This is a genomic window from Glaciimonas sp. OK215 (assembly GCF_057787885.1).
Map to the genome: position 1 here is coordinate 3,507,375 of NZ_CM173544.1, position 14,547 is coordinate 3,521,921.

Consider the following 14,547-nt stretch of genomic DNA (forward strand, 5'->3'; position numbering starts at 1 on the left):
TGAAGGAAAGCATCATGGAACTGATACTGTGGCGACACGCAGAGGCCGGGGTAGGAGAGCCTGATGAAGGCCGCGCGTTGACCGGCAAAGGCCACAAGCAAGCCTGGAAAATGGCCGACTGGCTGGACCGTAATTTGCCCAATACCTGCAAGATCCTCAGCAGCCCCGCCGTACGCGCGGTCCAGACCGCGGAAGCACTTGGCCGCAAGTTCAAGATTCACGCCGGCCTGGCCCCGGACTGCACGCCACAACAGCTATTGGCAGCCGCCAACTGGCCGGATTCGCGCGAACCTGTCCTCATCATCGGCCATCAACCTACCTTGGGCCAGGTAGCGGCCATGCTTATCGCCGGAGAAAGACAAGAGTGGTCAATTCGTAAAGGCAGTGCATGGTGGATCGCTCAACGTGAGCGTGGCGATATCACGACCAACTATCTGAAAGCGGTAATGTCACCCGATTTGGTAGTCAAGTAACCCAGTATCCTGCCTTTCTTGAAAATACTTGTTTTAATACTATTATTAACCTAACCAACAATACAACAGCACACGTCCATCCGATCATTTCTTCGGTACACTATGACGTCACAAAATATAACCGATGCTTGTGTAATCCGTTGAATCGGGGCAACAAACAGATGCGCGTCCTATTGCAAGTACTTAAATTTCAATATTTATTTACATAAGTTAAGTTAGAATAGTGCGCTTGTTGCATTGCAGCATAGCAATTTTCCGTATTCTCGGCAAAGAGTCACCCAAGAGGTTTGTATGCTTTATCACTTGCACGAATTCAGCCGTTCCTTACTTACACCTCTGGTGCAATTCGCAGAAACAAGCGCCAAGTTGTTTACCAATCCGGTCTCGCCGCTCGCCCATGCCCCGTTCGCGCAGCGTATTGCCGCCGGCTACGAACTGATGTTTCGACTGGGCAAAGATTACGAAAAGCCACGCTTTGACATCGACACTGCCCTGGTCGGCGGTATGGAAGTGGGCATCGTTGAAGAAGTCGAGATGACGAAACCGTTCTGTCGTCTGCTGCATTTCAAGAAGAATTTAAGCAACAAAGAGAGCACGGCACTAAAACAACCAACGGTCCTGCTGGTCGCACCACTCTCCGGTCACCACTCCACCCTGCTACGCGATACCGTGCGGGGCCTGCTCCCGGAACATGATGTGTACATCACCGACTGGACCGATGCACGCATGGTGCCGGCAGCCGACGGCGCCTTCCATTTGCACGACTACATCTATTACGTCCAGGATTTCATACGTCTGCTAGGGCCCGATCTGCATGTCATTTCAGTGTGTCAGCCGACCGTACCGGTACTGGCCGCTATCTCGCTGATGGCGACCGAAAACGACCCCAGACTGCCAAAGACCATGACCATGATGGGCGGCCCGATCGATGCGCGGATCTCGCCGACGGAAGTTAACGACCTGGCAACCGAAAAGCCGTTTAGCTGGTTTGAAAATACCGTCATCTATACCGTTCCCGCGAATTACCCCGGTGCCGGTCGCAAGGTGTATCCGGGCTTTCTGCAACACGCCGGTTTTGTCTCGATGAATCCGAATCGCCATGCGCAAAGTCACTGGGACTTTTACATGCACTTGCGCGAAGGTGACAACGAGTCGGCGGAGAATCATCGCAAGTTCTACGACGAATACAATGCGGTACTGGATATGCCGGTCGATTACTATCTGGAAACCATCCGAACTGTGTTCCAGGATTTCAGCCTGCCGTTAGGCACTTGGGAAATCGAAGGTAAGCTGGTCCGGCCACAAGACATCAAGAACGTTGCCCTGTTTACGATTGAAGGTGAACTCGATGACATCTCCGGACCTGGTCAAACCAAGGTCGCGCACGATTTGTGCTCTTCTATCCCTAAAGCCAAGAAGCAGCACTTCACTGCCGAGAAATGCGGCCATTACGGGATTTTCTCGGGACGTCGCTGGCGTGAGCTGATTGCACCGAAGATCACGGAATTCATCAAGGCCAACGCCTGACAACGCCGATCTGAGCCTCGCTGCGCAGTTTACAAGCCGCTCTTTCATACAGAGCGGCTTTTTCCATTTGGCGCACCGCTGATTTACTCGGATAATAGACAATTATGTCATCATCATCTGCCGTGTCCAACCAAACCGCCCTCTCACTCCCCGACCGTATTGAAGCGCTGCTGCCGCAAACGCAATGCACCAAATGTGGTTATCCCGCCTGTCGCCCCTATGCAGAGGCAATTGCCGACGGTAGCGCGAATTACAATCAATGCCCGCCCGGTGGCCAGCAAGGCGTGGCTCGCTTGGCACAACTGTTGGGTGCGCCGGTGATCCCACTCAATCCGGTCAATGGCCTGGAGCGCCCCCGTCCGCGCGCTGTCATCGATGAAGCTGTCTGTATCGGCTGTACCTTATGCATTCAAGCCTGTCCGGTGGACGCCATCATCGGTGCTGCCAAGCAAATGCATACTGTTATCAGCGACTTGTGCACCGGTTGCGATCTGTGTGTCGCCCCCTGCCCGGTCGACTGCATCACGATGGTCGACGTCACCCAAAGCAAGACCGGTTGGGACGCCTGGACACAGCAACAGGCCGACGATGCGCGCGAACGTCACGATTGGAGAATCTTCCGTTTGAAACGGGAAAAACAGGAAAATGACGACCGCCTGGCCGCCAAGGCAGCGGAAAAATTAAGAGTTATCGCGGCAGAAGCAGCCGCCAGTCCGGAGCAACACACCGAACAGGCCCGCAAAAAAGCCATTATTCAAGCCGCCATCGAGCGTGCTCGACTAAAAAAAGAACAACAAGCTGAACAAGACCAGCGCGCCAAGCAACGCAAGGACGAGCAATGAATGCAGAGAAACGCCGCGAAATATTCACCCGTCTACGCACTACCATGCCGCACCCGACTACCGAATTGGAGTACAGCTCACCATTTGAATTGCTGATCGCGGTACTGCTGTCGGCGCAAGCTACCGATGTGTCGGTCAACAAAGCCACGCGCAAGTTGTATCCGGTCGCCAATACGCCAGAAAAAATCCTGGCGCTCGGCGTCGATGGCCTGATCCCATACATCCAAACCATCGGCTTATATCGAACCAAAGCCAAGAACACCATCGAAACGTGTCGCCTTCTGATGGCGCTGCACGGCGGCGAAGTCCCGCGTACACGCGAAGCGCTGGAAGCGCTCCCCGGAGTCGGTCGCAAGACTGCCAACGTCGTACTCAACACCGCATTCGGCGAACCGACCATCGCCGTCGACACCCATATTTTCCGGGTCTCAAACCGCACCGGTATCGCCCCCGGCAAAGACGTCAATGTGGTCGAGCACAAGCTGATGAAACTGGTGCCGGCAGAATTTCGGCTTGACGCGCATCACTGGCTGATACTGCATGGCCGCTACACGTGTATCGCACGCAAGCCCTTATGCTGGAATTGCAGCATCGCGGATCTGTGCGACTACAAATCGAAAACGCCGCTACCGGAAAAAGGGATCTAACGCTTCATGCCAACCCCGCATACCGAACATCACTTCGAAGCCAGCGACACCATGCGCGACATCGTCATCGGCATGGCCGACGGCCTGACTGTGCCGTTTGCACTCGCCGCAGGCATCAGCGGCGCGTCCGTAGCGATTCAGATCATCGTCACTGCCGGCGTCGCGGAAATTGCTGCCGGCTCGATCGCCATGGGATTGGGCGGCTATCTGGCGGCACGCACCCAACGCCAGCATTATTTCGCCGAGCGCCAGCGCGAAGAGCAGGAAATTTTGACAGTGCCGCATCGTGAACGCAAGGAAGTGATCGACATCATGGCGCAATACGGCGTAACAAAGCAGGAATGCGAACCGATGCTGGCAGGCCTGGAGCGCAACCCGCTGGCCTGGCGTGATTTCATGATGCGCTTTGAACTTGGGCTGGAGGAGCCGCAACCGGCCGCAGCCAGAAAAAGCGCGCTGACCATCGCCTTCTCGTATCTGGTCGGCGGGCTAATTCCGCTAAGCCCCTACATATTTCTCACATCAACCGAAAGCGCACTAGCGCTATCAACCGTGGTGACGCTGCTGGCGCTATTTATATTCGGCTACCTGAAAGGCAGCGTCACCGGCACCGGTGCGCTAAAATCCGGCTTACAGACTTTGCTGGTCGGCAGTCTGGCCGCCGCAGCCGCTTTCAGCATCGCCAAACTCATTAGCTAGAATTGCATTCATGTTCAAAATAAATCATACACTTAGGTGTATTTTGGACGAATACAATCCCGCGGCACCATGCCATTCTGACGGATGAAAATGCGCGATGAAGGATCGGAACGGTTTGCGCAATGGTTCGTCTCGGGCGATGATAACGACGCATGGAGCTCATCATGGCAATAACATTTGACGAATGGATCAACTCAATCCAAAAGGAAGATCGCGGCGCACTTTCCCTTACAGACGCATCGGATGCCGCATTACGTTCTGCTCAGCAAGCATGCGAACAAGAGGCTGCAATTTTGCGCAAAAATAACATGGTGCCTCACTCCATTGGAGCCCAAGATTGCGTGAACGCAATCAATGAGTTAAGAATTGGCATTGAACCGCAGACCACGATTTGAGACGATACACATGGGACTTGCCCACGGGTACCTGATCGACCACTAACAACCCGTTGCGGTCGGTCGTAGGTCTCGTCAGCGGACATTCGTATCGGACGTTATGCGTTCTTTTGATTAGAGCGAGTTGCCGACTCTTCAAGTTCAATAATTCGAGTTACTCTTCCTCTACCGACGGTTCTTGCGCCCTCTCTAATTTCGAACGTCATATCGGGATAAATTTCCCCAAGGTGTTGTGCCGGACTCAGGAACCCAAAAAAAGCTCTGACGACCAAGCCGAAAGTTGACTGCTAACAGTGGGCGGCTGTGTTTTTCACTGGGCTACGTGCGACAAGGTGCCAGGCCAAAATGAATTGCCGACCTGCCGATTACCCGCACACGGCAACCGCAACTTGACACTTCGAGGGGCGCGAACTATATATAAAAGTACATTGTCCTGTTCCAGCCATTGCCGCCAGGAGTAATGCGATTCACGCCTGTCTGCACGGTCGTATTTGTTGGTAAAGGCGCCAATAAAGGATCTCATACAACCAGACCTCGAAGGAGTGTAAACATGAATCGTTTTTTCAGAATGATCAGTCGCGTGTTGATTGTAAGCATGCTGCTGACGTTTAATCCGGCTCACGCCGGTATTGTGGGAACCGACCAGCTGATTAGCGCGACACAGGTACAAGGCGATCGTGAAAAGGTGGTGAACTTTATCAGCCGCACGAACGTCCAGCATCAGTTGGAGACACTCGGGGCGAAGCCGGGGGCGGCGAAAGAGCGTGTCGCCGCCATGACTGACGAAGAAGTCAGAACCATCGCCGGCCAAATCGATAGCTTGCCCGCCGGCGGCACCAACGGCTGGGCTATTGCGGCAGTCATCCTGGTCGTAGCGGCGATTTTCTATTACGTGTACAAGTAATGCGCGGCATGCGGCTCGGCATATCGGCCCGCCTCCTGGCGGGCATTCTTTTTATTGCGCTGATGCTTGGCGGCTGCGCAATTGCGCCACAAACGCGCCAGCTGGAAACCACTCGTCCGACCGACTTGCCGGAGCGTGTAGAGCTTACGGCAGTCCCCTTCTTCCCGCAGGAAGAATACCAATGCGGACCGGCCGCACTTGCCACGGCCCTCAACAGTGCCGGCGTGGCGATCCGCCCGGAAATATTGACCGATCAGGTTTATCTGCCTTCACGCAAAGGCAGCCTGCAGATCGAAATGCTTGCAGCCACGCGCCGCAACGGGCTTGCCGCATATGTTCTCGCGCCGCAGCTTGCCGATGTGCTCAGGGAAGTCGCGTCGGGTACGCCGGTCGTCGTGCTGCAGAATATGCTGGTGAGCTGGTATCCGCTGTGGCATTACGCGGTCGTGGTCGGGTATGACCTGGACAAGTCGAAGCTGATCCTGCGCTCGGGCACCAACGCCCGCCAGGTATTACCGTTTTGGTATTTCGAACACACCTGGAAGTCCGGCGAGCATTGGGCGATGGTGACGGTCCGCCCTGATCACATACCAGCGACCGCCACCGAGATCGGCTATGCGTCCGCTGCGGCTGCGCTGGCCGCAAGTGGACAAAAAGCAGCCGCCACCACGGCCTATTCCACGCTTTTGACACGCTGGCCGAACAGTCTGGTCGGCCAGCTGGGGCTGGGCAACATTTACTATGCCGCCGGCAAGCTGGGCGAGGCTGAATTCGCATTCCGGAAGGCAACAGAAAACCACCCGGACTCGGCCCCGGCATTCAACAACCTGGCGCAGACCCTCGCGGATCAGGGGAAGCTCCCGGAAGCATTGCAGGCAGCGCAAACGGCGGTTGGTCTCGGTGGGCCTTTTCTTTCTGCATCCAAGGACACGCTTGAGGGCATTCTGGGCAGAGGGGCCGCGCCACCTTTATCACGCTAGAGTGCAGCTTATTGGATGGATCCGTGTCACTACCCGAATGAAACGGCAAGGTGAACTGGCCGCGCCTAACCGGCACCGTCGATCGTGACTGGCCGGACTCGCTGCTTATGAATAGCACTCACTTATGAATAGTTGCCGATGAGCGAGTATGTCGACGCCTTTGTGATGTGACCGAAGCATGCTCGCCGGTTGAAACGGCACACGGTTGGCGCGGCGATTCCTTACTGGTGTCAGCGATTACCGAATGCTTGATTCCTGGCGCTCGCAGCACAAGCCGTCAGATGCGCCTGGTTGCCTGCCCACTATCGTATCGAACGCGTACAATCGGCCAGAAGCGCACGGTCATGAGCCTCTACAATCTCGTGGTGATTCACACTTCAAAAATTCCTGAGCAAATAAATTATGAAAAGTAGCTCAAAAGGCGGGCTCGTATATTCCACCGATGTCGGACGCATATGTACCGAATGCCGGCTTGCGCTTGCGGCATGCGTCTGCAAGGCCAGAGCCAAGGCCGCGCCTGTAGGCGATGGCATGGTGCGAGTGTCACGCCAGACCAAGAGCCGGGGCGGCAAGACCGTGACCATCATCAAAGGGCTAGCGCTCGACTCTCTTGCTCTGGCGTTGCTGGGCAAGCAGCTGCGCACGGCCTGCGGTTCTGGCGGGACGGTCAAGGATGGTGTGATTGAAGTTCAGGGCGACCATTGCGAATTGGTCATGGAAGCGCTTAGAAAGCACGGCCATAGTGCGAAGCGGGTTGGTGGCTAAACCTTGCACACCCGAACGCCGGCGATCGGCCAAAACGAGACATTGATACACGTAACGTACAATATCGCGAAGTTGGGCTGGCAAGCCTAACGCCGGCTATGGCGAAAAAACTGTTGGGCTTTCCAGCCTGGCCAACAAACTGCGATTAAACGGTGAACCGCACGATTCCCGACCGGCTCTTTCCAAGTTGCTTTGGGGAGTTATCTCTATAAGATTTTGATGACATCAGATTTCAACTTACCCATTTTTGCGCTGAGCACTGCGGTCATACTCCTGACACCTGGGCCGACCAATACCTTACTGGCGGCTGCTGGCCTGGAACGGGGGGCAAGAGGCGCGCTGCCACTAATTGCATGCGAGCTTCTCGGCTACCTGATTGCGATCTCGGTTTGGGGCGCAGTGCTTGCGCCCTTGCAAAGCAGTTATCCGTGGGTAGCGATCTTGGCACGCGCCGCCAGCAGTCTGTACCTGATCTACATTGCGGTGAAGGTATGGCGAGCGGCATCCGTGCTGCCAACATCGGGACAACGGTCGATTGGTCCCAATGCCTTATTCGTGGCAACCCTTCTCAATCCAAAGGCGCTGCTTTTTTCGTCCGCGATTTTCCCCACCGTCGCGTCTGACAATATGCAAGTCTATTGGGCAGCGACGGCACTGTTTTCCTGCCTATTGATACCTATCGGCATCGCTTGGACCATGTTCGGCGCAGCGTTAGCCAACGGGCGCTTGAAGTTTGTGGACCGGCTCAAGTTGCAGCGTGCAACTTCGTTGGTACTTTGTGCGTTCTCGGCGTCTATCGCTTGGGCTGCTTTTCATTGAATTTACCCGTTGGCATTGTTGGACGCAATGCCAACGGCGTGATCACAAGAGCTTGCGCACCCTACTTGACCTAAAACGGAATGCACGCGTTGATTTTTGTCAATGTCTGCAATAGTACGGTCGGCGGACGTAGGGTGTTGTTGGGCGGCCATCGTACAACCCTTAACAGGTCCTGACCTTCGCGAATGAGGCAATTCGGCAAAAGCCGCCGACCGCCAATCGCTCTTATCAAGAAGGCTTTCTCGGCAGTTATTTGACGTATAGGCACCGACCTTTGAAAAAAACGGGGCATGAAAGAGCGTCCAATCCTTTTTAACGACGCCATGGTGCGCACCCTGCCGGATGGTAGCAACACGCAGACGCGGCGCGTGGGACGCAAACCCCTGGATCTGGGTAGTGAATTTTACGAAGGTTACGGCGTGAGCCATTCAAAAATCTTCTGGGCCCAACACCTTCGTGTGACGGCCGTGAATTTCGAGAAATTTTCTTGCAACGGCTTCAATATCAGATCGATTGCGCTGGAATGCTTGCAACATATCGCCGTCACCCGTGGATCTGAACTTCTTTTCCAGCGCTTCAAACGAAACAAAGCACTCGAAGTCCACTCCGTTGACTTTGGCCGGAAAGCGAACCGACCTAAACGCCGTGATATTTGGATCCTGTCGGGTGAGAAATTCGATTTGCATAACGGTCTCCAATTATTGCGAAAGCAATGCATGGACATGCTAACCGATAGAAAGATAAGGCGCAGGAGAGCAATCCACATTGCGCCGCGAATCAGGGGGGCAGATATTATGATTTACCGTGAATTCAATACCCTTACGTCGACCGCCGGTGCCATCTTTTCCGACTGCGAGCAATAGGCAGCCGGCATGCGCGCTGCGGATGTCCTGCGTATCTTCCGGATCACCGGAATGACCGGAAAGCTGTTCCACCTTGGACTCAACCAGGACGGCAGCCCAAAACACCCGCTGTATATCGCAATGAAGACGAAGCCAAAGAGATTTGAACTATGACCGCCGCAACAATATGCGCCATCGCCGTCTACCCACAGCCGACGTATGACGCAGTTCCTAGATAGGAGGAAAAAACAATGCACTGGGCAGAACCAGCGGATCTCCGGCCATTCCTCCCTGAATTGCCTTTGTGGCCTTTTCCAAGATCAGATGGAGGTGCGCATCAAACTCCGTCTGGAGGGCTTCGCCTTTCAAGTTGGAGTGACTCAAGTTGTTCAATATTTCTCGACTGACAAGGCAAAAACGATGCCGGCCATCGACCACGATGCCGAATTTTATAGCGTCACCGGGGAAAGGCCGAAATCCCGGAATCTCGTCTGTCATTTGGATCTCCCTTTCTTTCCAAGGACCACCGTATGAACGAGCATAGGACATTTCCGCAAAGAAACAACTTCAGAATTAAGAATGAGGTGAAATGATGGGGCACAAGGAAGCAAAGACAACCGCGATCTACGACGGTCTACGCGGAAGCGCCTACCAGGAAATCTCTGTAAAATGACTCACCCATTTTGGACGAATTTTGGACGATTCACCAAGACCCTCATAAACAAAGGCTCTCAGACTTACCTCATGTTCAACCCATCCCAGCACGACGTGCGCCGCTTTTTCTGCGAAACCTATCGCAAGCAGCAGGCCAATGAAATACTGACACCGATCGAGGCCATCGCCCGCGACTGGATCATCCAGCACCCGGAATATGCCGACGATCTGGCCAATGTCGAAGCCGCCCTCGCCGCCGATTATTCCGTCGAAAACGGTCAGACCAACCCATTCCTGCATCTGGCGATGCACCTGTCAATCGCCGAACAAATATCGATCGATCAACCGCCAGGAATCCGTGCTGCATCAACCGCGCTGGCACAACGCCTGCAATCGGAACACGACGCCTATCACCGCATCATGGAATGCCTGGGCGAGATGATCTGGAGCTCGCAACGTAGCGGCCTGCCACCCGATGGCGCGGCTTATATCGACTGCGTTAAAAGGAAGGTTTAGCGCCACTCAGGATGTTTTGCGACTCCGCAAAACCAAGCGACCATTGTGACAGTGACAGGACCAGCGGTAGGTACTCCGCACACTACCCCGATAAATATCCATGAAACGCAGTCTGTTTCAACTAACAGCAGCCGAGCAATAAAAAAGCCACCGGGATAAAAATCTGGTGGCTTTATGGGCAAGCTGCAACCGAGGCAACCTGCAAACTACTTACTTACGCAATACCAATGAAGTCGGCAAGCTATGCAAATAAGCTGCTATATCCTGAATATCCTGGTGCGTCAGTGCCTTGGCAACACCACCCATAATCGCATTGGTACGGCCATTCGGGCCTGCGGCACCACGCTGATAAGAAATCAGCGCATGCCTGAGATAGTCCTCATGCTGACCAGCCAGCTTCGGGTAGGCTGGATCGACCGGTGTTTGAAAGTTTGCGCCATGGCATGAAGCGCAGGAATATTTTTTGACTGCGGCTTCGCCAGCGGCAATGTTACCGCCGGCCAGCGCACCAACAGAAGCACTCGCGGAAAGAAAAAACACCACGCCAGCAAGAATCTTTTTCATAGTGTGGGTTCCTTATTTTTGCTGAGAGTAATATGCCGCGAGATCGGCCATGTCCTGGTCCGACAAAGTGGCTGCGATACCATGCATGGTCGGAAACTGACGCTCACCCTTTTTATAGGCAACCAAAGCATTTTCGATGTACTTGGCCGACTGACCGCCAAGCATAGGCACCTGATATACCTCCGGGAAAGTGGCTTTGTAACCTGGAATACCGTGGCATCCGATACACATCGATACCTTGTTTTCAGCTGCCTTAGCGTTGCCGACGACATCCGCAGCTGCGGCGAAGTTGGCAATACCCGCGAGCGCGAGAAGTGCAATTATTTTTTTCATAGTAGCTGTGGGTGAATAGCCGAGTAATTGTAGCGAAACCGGTTTGGTGTTCGGTGCGCATGCCGCATATAGTGCCCAAATCGCCCACCAATACCGCATACAGTAGACAGGCGTGACAAAATAACGCCGCTACCCGAAACCAAAAACGGTTAATTTTAACTCAAGATCAGCACCTAGTCCACGTCCGGAATCACCGTTAATCAGCCATGTCGCTTGCTTTCAACAAATTCCGAGGATGCCTTGGTGACTGGCTCCGGCGCTTGCCCGACGACATTCTGGGTGTCCTGATCGGCAACCGGCTCGCTTTCGGAGGTTGCCATTTCTTCCGCATCGTCTTTGGACGACGGTGTCAACGCCTCTTCAGGAAACAGAAAAGAGCGCGGCGAAGCACTGACGCGCCGCAACACGGCCCGGAATACCAAACGACGTATCCGTGCCGGCACCTCGCGAGCGCGCATGGCCAGTGCCAATGCGCAGCCAAACGACACCCCGACATTCAGCAATCCAATACTCGCGATACCGGCTACCGCTAACCAGAATTGTGGCGACAATAACACGGGCCAGCCCAGGCTGCTGGCTGCTGCGGTCAAACTACCAGTGGCCAGTGTCACATGCCGCACATCCAGCGGCAAACCGAAAAACTGCGCGATCACAGGCGACATCCCCAGCAACAGACCGAGCGAAACATTTCCGACTATCTGTGCCACATGGCGTTCCAGCCAGGCCGCCCAGCGCTCAGTGCGCACCACCCCCAACACATGCACCAGGCGGCGTTGATGGGTTAAGCCCTCGCGCAGACGGCGTAGCGCAAACCAGTTATCGGCGAAGCCGGACGCCAGGCTGGACAGCCATAACAAAATGCCGGTCAAGGCCGCAAACAACGGCGTCGGCCCGACTATCGACAAGCTGTCCAGGCTTTTTCGTGCATGCTGGACATCCAGCATCGGCGCATGCGTGGTGAACATGATCACAACCGAGATGATCAACATCGTCGGTACCACCGCAATCAAATTCCCGAACACGGCAGCAGCCTGGGAGCGCAACAGCAACGCAACTTCAGCCAGCAACGCGCGCAGACCTTCGACCGTATCCAGTTGGCTCATCTTGGCCGCCAGCGCCGGCGCCGTGACGGCTGGCTGCTTGGTCGCCAGTACACCGCCAAGCGCGGATATCGCCAGGAAACTGGCGGCATAATTCAACGATGCGAACAAGCCTTCGAAAAACCGGGCCAGACCAGCATACGACAGCACAGCCTTCCCTAGCACGGTGAACGCGGTAACGACGCCGCCGCGACAGGCCGCCGTCAGCATCGCGCGGTATTCAGCCCGATCGCGGGCAATGTAATGCTCGCCATGATCCGCGTTACGCTCCACCATTTTGCGCGCGAGCAGTGAAAAGCTGCGACGCACCAGACCGCGGATAGAAGACCGATGATGATGGGCCAGGATAAAGTCCGCCAACAACGCCTGGATGTGCCCGGCACCCGACTTTACTTTATCAAGCGCGCGGTCACTCTCCATTGATGCGGTTCCCGCCCCGACTCCGTGCGCACCCGCTGCAAGTTCCGAATTCTCACGCAGCATCTCCGACGCATCAAGTTCCCGATTTGCGGCAACGACGGCACGCAAGTCGATCAGGCGCGTCATGCGGCTCAAATGCGCACGCATGCGTTCCACCCGATACACCAGGCTGACTGACACCCCATACTCATCCAGATGAGCGTAAATCCGATCGGTCTGAGCCTGACATACCGCGATCAGCATACGCACACTGCGTAAGGCCCCTTCATCGGTCGAATTGAGATACAGGTATTTTTCCAGCTCACGACGCAATACCATAAACGGCGTGGCCTGCAACGGCATTTTTGGATCCAGCCGGTAGCGAAACGCTTTACTAATCCCGTCTGCCAAAACCGCGGTCACCAGATAGATCAGCGCTTCGTCGATCTGCTGCTGATACATGTGCGAAATACCATCGTCTGCGCTCAGCTTCCAGATCCGCTCGACCGTGCGTGCATCAAGTTCCAGCAGCCACGCGGCATCGTCAGGATGCGGAAACATCGCCGTAAACAACACCGAAAGATCCTCTTCGGCAGGCGGCTTCGGCAACAGGTATTTGATGATGTGCTCGGAGAACTCGCTAAAGAAGGCGGGCTCATGCGGTAATCCAGTGGCGCAAAAAAGCTCTGGTCCGGCAGCTTCACGCAAGGTTTTTTGCAAAGTGGTTTGCACCACTCGGCGGACGTCGCGATGTTCATCCAGCCAGTCCAGCATAAACACAACGCGCTGCTGTTTTTCACGCCGCCGCACCTCGTCCTCCAGTAACGAGACGGTAGGCGCATGACGTATCCAGTCGGTAATATCGATAGTCCAATTGGCGCGCTCTTGCCATGATGCAAATGGATTGGCACGCCGCATCAACGATTCAATCTTGGCTGCATACTGGACACGCTGCTTGTTCTGGTGACGGTCACGGTCGCGGAATCTCCGCCACATGACACGCAAACGAAGAAGAAATATTTTCATTTTTAATTATTATTTGTTTAAAAGATGCCGGGCGACGCCCAGGCATGTAAAAAGAAGGTTTGCCAGTGTACGCATGTCAATTTTTCCAAACGGTTATTTTTTCGACGTTTTCCTCGAATTCCTCGCGGCAGCCGCGATCGATGTTCTCCCTTATACTGCACTCTATTTTCTTCCGGATGACATCACACTATGCGACAAGAGACACGTTTTGAAGGTTCCAGCAATTATGTAGCGACCGATGATCTGAAGCTGGCTGTCAATGCCGCGCTGGTACTGCAACGGCCGCTGCTGATCAAAGGTGAACCCGGCACCGGAAAAACCATGCTGGCGGAGGAAGTGGCTGCTGCACTTGACATGCCTTTGCTGCAATGGCATATCAAATCCACCACAAAGGCGCAGCAAGGCTTGTACGAGTATGACGCCGTCTCACGTCTGCGCGATTCGCAACTTGGTGACGAGCGGGTCAAGGATATTCACAATTACATTGTTCAAGGTGTGCTGTGGCAGGCTTTTAACGCCGACCAACAAGTTGTTTTACTGATCGATGAGATAGACAAAGCAGATATTGAGTTCCCCAATGATTTGTTACGAGAACTCGATCGGATGGAATTTTACGTCTATGAAACACGTGAAATGGTCAGAGCCAAACACCGGCCGCTGGTCATCATCACCTCGAATAATGAGAAAGAGTTGCCGGATGCGTTTCTGCGCCGCTGTTTCTTTCATTACATCAAATTTCCCGACAAGGAGACCATGCGCGACATCATCGACGTCCATTTTCCTCACTTGAAAAAGGATTTGCTGGCGCAGGCTCTGGAAACTTTCTATCAGGTACGTGAAGTCGCCGGCCTGAAGAAAAAGCCATCAACTTCCGAATTGCTGGACTGGCTGAAGTTGCTGCTGGCGGAAGACATCCCGGCATCCGCCTTGCACAGCAGCGATGCTAAAACCATCGTACCGCCATTACATGGCGCATTACTCAAAAACGAGCAGGATGTGCATCTGTTCGAACGGCTGGTCTTCATGGCCCGCAAAAACCGATAACCGCAATAACTCCGCGAG

General features: G+C 54.5%; 17 protein-coding genes. 13 read left to right on the top strand and 4 right to left on the bottom strand.

Annotated elements, in window-relative coordinates; translation table 11 throughout:
- Positions 1–14: 14 nt before the first annotated feature.
- The 11 genes from AC3CHX_RS16025 (at position 15) to AC3CHX_RS16075 (ending at position 8,914) form a co-directional block, all read left to right on the top strand.
- The gene (locus AC3CHX_RS16025; RefSeq protein ID WP_488629033.1) at positions 15–473 is read left to right on the top strand and encodes a SixA phosphatase family protein; all 459 of its coding nucleotides are present in this window, start codon (positions 15–17) and stop codon (positions 471–473) included.
- 291 nt (positions 474–764) lie between these two features.
- Entirely contained in the window at positions 765–2,000 is a 1,236-nt protein-coding gene (locus AC3CHX_RS16030) for a polyhydroxyalkanoate depolymerase (protein ID WP_488629034.1), read from the top strand.
- A 104-nt stretch (positions 2,001–2,104) separates the two neighbouring features.
- Complete coding sequence (rsxB, locus tag AC3CHX_RS16035) at positions 2,105–2,842, top strand: electron transport complex subunit RsxB (RefSeq protein WP_488629035.1); 738 nt, start codon at positions 2,105–2,107, stop codon at positions 2,840–2,842.
- Positions 2,839–3,489, top strand: a complete 651-nt coding sequence (gene nth / locus AC3CHX_RS16040) for an endonuclease III (RefSeq protein WP_488629036.1) — start codon at positions 2,839–2,841, stop codon at positions 3,487–3,489. Before rsxB ends, nth begins: the two co-directional genes overlap by 4 nt.
- 6 nt (positions 3,490–3,495) lie before the next feature.
- Positions 3,496–4,188 carry a VIT1/CCC1 transporter family protein gene (locus tag AC3CHX_RS16045; protein WP_488629037.1) on the top strand — a complete coding sequence of 231 codons (693 nt, stop codon included), beginning with the start codon at positions 3,496–3,498 and terminating at the stop codon, positions 4,186–4,188.
- Between the two features lie 164 nt (positions 4,189–4,352).
- The gene (locus AC3CHX_RS16050; RefSeq protein WP_488629038.1) at positions 4,353–4,583 is read left to right on the top strand and encodes a hypothetical protein; all 231 of its coding nucleotides are present in this window, start codon (positions 4,353–4,355) and stop codon (positions 4,581–4,583) included.
- Positions 4,584–5,133: 550 nt separating this feature from the next.
- Positions 5,134–5,487: a PA2779 family protein gene (locus tag AC3CHX_RS16055; protein WP_488629039.1), complete on the top strand. Its 354-nt coding sequence runs from the start codon at positions 5,134–5,136 to the stop codon at positions 5,485–5,487.
- A gap of 8 nt (positions 5,488–5,495) precedes the next feature.
- On the top strand, positions 5,496–6,467 hold the full coding sequence (locus AC3CHX_RS16060; RefSeq protein ID WP_488629040.1) for a PA2778 family cysteine peptidase: 972 nt from the start codon (positions 5,496–5,498) through the stop codon (positions 6,465–6,467).
- Between the two features lie 402 nt (positions 6,468–6,869).
- A complete protein-coding gene (locus AC3CHX_RS16065; protein WP_488629041.1) occupies positions 6,870–7,232 on the top strand; it encodes a translation initiation factor Sui1 in 363 nt (120 codons plus the stop codon).
- 219 nt (positions 7,233–7,451) lie between these two features.
- On the top strand, positions 7,452–8,051 hold the full coding sequence (locus AC3CHX_RS16070) for a LysE family translocator (protein WP_488629042.1): 600 nt from the start codon (positions 7,452–7,454) through the stop codon (positions 8,049–8,051).
- Positions 8,052–8,341: 290 nt separating this feature from the next.
- Positions 8,342–8,914 (top strand): hypothetical protein, encoded by a 573-nt coding sequence (locus AC3CHX_RS16075; protein ID WP_488629043.1) that lies wholly within the window; start codon positions 8,342–8,344, stop codon positions 8,912–8,914.
- Between the two features lie 210 nt (positions 8,915–9,124).
- Here the strand turns inward: AC3CHX_RS16075 and AC3CHX_RS16080 are convergent, their stop codons facing one another.
- Positions 9,125–9,391 (bottom strand): DUF1488 family protein, encoded by a 267-nt coding sequence (locus AC3CHX_RS16080; RefSeq protein WP_488629044.1) that lies wholly within the window; start codon positions 9,389–9,391, stop codon positions 9,125–9,127.
- 246 nt (positions 9,392–9,637) lie between these two features.
- On the opposite strand from AC3CHX_RS16080, the gene AC3CHX_RS16085 reads away from it, so the two are divergent.
- Positions 9,638–10,063 carry a DUF1841 family protein gene (locus AC3CHX_RS16085; RefSeq protein ID WP_488629045.1) on the top strand — a complete coding sequence of 142 codons (426 nt, stop codon included), beginning with the start codon at positions 9,638–9,640 and terminating at the stop codon, positions 10,061–10,063.
- Between the two features lie 210 nt (positions 10,064–10,273).
- Here AC3CHX_RS16085 and AC3CHX_RS16090 read toward each other — a convergent pair whose 3' ends face one another.
- From AC3CHX_RS16090 to AC3CHX_RS16100, 3 genes are all read right to left on the bottom strand, one after another.
- Positions 10,274–10,627 (bottom strand): c-type cytochrome, encoded by a 354-nt coding sequence (locus tag AC3CHX_RS16090; RefSeq protein WP_488629046.1) that lies wholly within the window; start codon positions 10,625–10,627, stop codon positions 10,274–10,276.
- Between the two features lie 12 nt (positions 10,628–10,639).
- Positions 10,640–10,960, bottom strand: a complete 321-nt coding sequence (locus tag AC3CHX_RS16095) for a c-type cytochrome (RefSeq protein ID WP_488629047.1) — start codon at positions 10,958–10,960, stop codon at positions 10,640–10,642.
- 200 nt (positions 10,961–11,160) lie between these two features.
- Positions 11,161–13,485, bottom strand: a complete 2,325-nt coding sequence (locus tag AC3CHX_RS16100) for a site-specific recombinase (protein ID WP_488629048.1) — start codon at positions 13,483–13,485, stop codon at positions 11,161–11,163.
- 189 nt (positions 13,486–13,674) lie between these two features.
- Between AC3CHX_RS16100 and AC3CHX_RS16105 the strand changes: the two genes are divergently transcribed.
- Positions 13,675–14,529: an AAA family ATPase gene (locus AC3CHX_RS16105; RefSeq protein ID WP_488629049.1), complete on the top strand. Its 855-nt coding sequence runs from the start codon at positions 13,675–13,677 to the stop codon at positions 14,527–14,529.
- The last annotated feature ends 18 nt before the right edge of the window (positions 14,530–14,547 follow it).

What these genes read in the sequence shown, in the direction of transcription:
- AC3CHX_RS16070 (WP_488629042.1), top strand. Translation starts at nt 7,452, where the DNA reads ATGACATCAGATTTCAACTTACCCATTTTTGCGCTGAGCACTGCGGTC.
- AC3CHX_RS16105 (WP_488629049.1), top strand. Translation starts at nt 13,675, where the DNA reads ATGCGACAAGAGACACGTTTTGAAGGTTCCAGCAATTATGTAGCGACC.
- AC3CHX_RS16085 (WP_488629045.1), top strand. Translation starts at nt 9,638, where the DNA reads ATGTTCAACCCATCCCAGCACGACGTGCGCCGCTTTTTCTGCGAAACC.
- AC3CHX_RS16060 (WP_488629040.1), top strand. Translation starts at nt 5,496, where the DNA reads ATGCGGCTCGGCATATCGGCCCGCCTCCTGGCGGGCATTCTTTTTATT.
- AC3CHX_RS16075 (WP_488629043.1), top strand. Translation starts at nt 8,342, where the DNA reads ATGAAAGAGCGTCCAATCCTTTTTAACGACGCCATGGTGCGCACCCTG.
- rsxB (WP_488629035.1), top strand. Translation starts at nt 2,105, where the DNA reads ATGTCATCATCATCTGCCGTGTCCAACCAAACCGCCCTCTCACTCCCC.
- nth (WP_488629036.1), top strand. Translation starts at nt 2,839, where the DNA reads ATGAATGCAGAGAAACGCCGCGAAATATTCACCCGTCTACGCACTACC.
- AC3CHX_RS16090 (WP_488629046.1), bottom strand. Translation starts at nt 10,627, where the DNA reads ATGAAAAAGATTCTTGCTGGCGTGGTGTTTTTTCTTTCCGCGAGTGCT.
- AC3CHX_RS16025 (WP_488629033.1), top strand. Translation starts at nt 15, where the DNA reads ATGGAACTGATACTGTGGCGACACGCAGAGGCCGGGGTAGGAGAGCCT.
- AC3CHX_RS16055 (WP_488629039.1), top strand. Translation starts at nt 5,134, where the DNA reads ATGAATCGTTTTTTCAGAATGATCAGTCGCGTGTTGATTGTAAGCATG.
- AC3CHX_RS16045 (WP_488629037.1), top strand. Translation starts at nt 3,496, where the DNA reads ATGCCAACCCCGCATACCGAACATCACTTCGAAGCCAGCGACACCATG.
- AC3CHX_RS16065 (WP_488629041.1), top strand. Translation starts at nt 6,870, where the DNA reads ATGAAAAGTAGCTCAAAAGGCGGGCTCGTATATTCCACCGATGTCGGA.
- AC3CHX_RS16080 (WP_488629044.1), bottom strand. Translation starts at nt 9,391, where the DNA reads ATGACAGACGAGATTCCGGGATTTCGGCCTTTCCCCGGTGACGCTATA.
- AC3CHX_RS16100 (WP_488629048.1), bottom strand. Translation starts at nt 13,485, where the DNA reads ATGAAAATATTTCTTCTTCGTTTGCGTGTCATGTGGCGGAGATTCCGC.
- AC3CHX_RS16095 (WP_488629047.1), bottom strand. Translation starts at nt 10,960, where the DNA reads ATGAAAAAAATAATTGCACTTCTCGCGCTCGCGGGTATTGCCAACTTC.
- AC3CHX_RS16050 (WP_488629038.1), top strand. Translation starts at nt 4,353, where the DNA reads ATGGCAATAACATTTGACGAATGGATCAACTCAATCCAAAAGGAAGAT.
- AC3CHX_RS16030 (WP_488629034.1), top strand. Translation starts at nt 765, where the DNA reads ATGCTTTATCACTTGCACGAATTCAGCCGTTCCTTACTTACACCTCTG.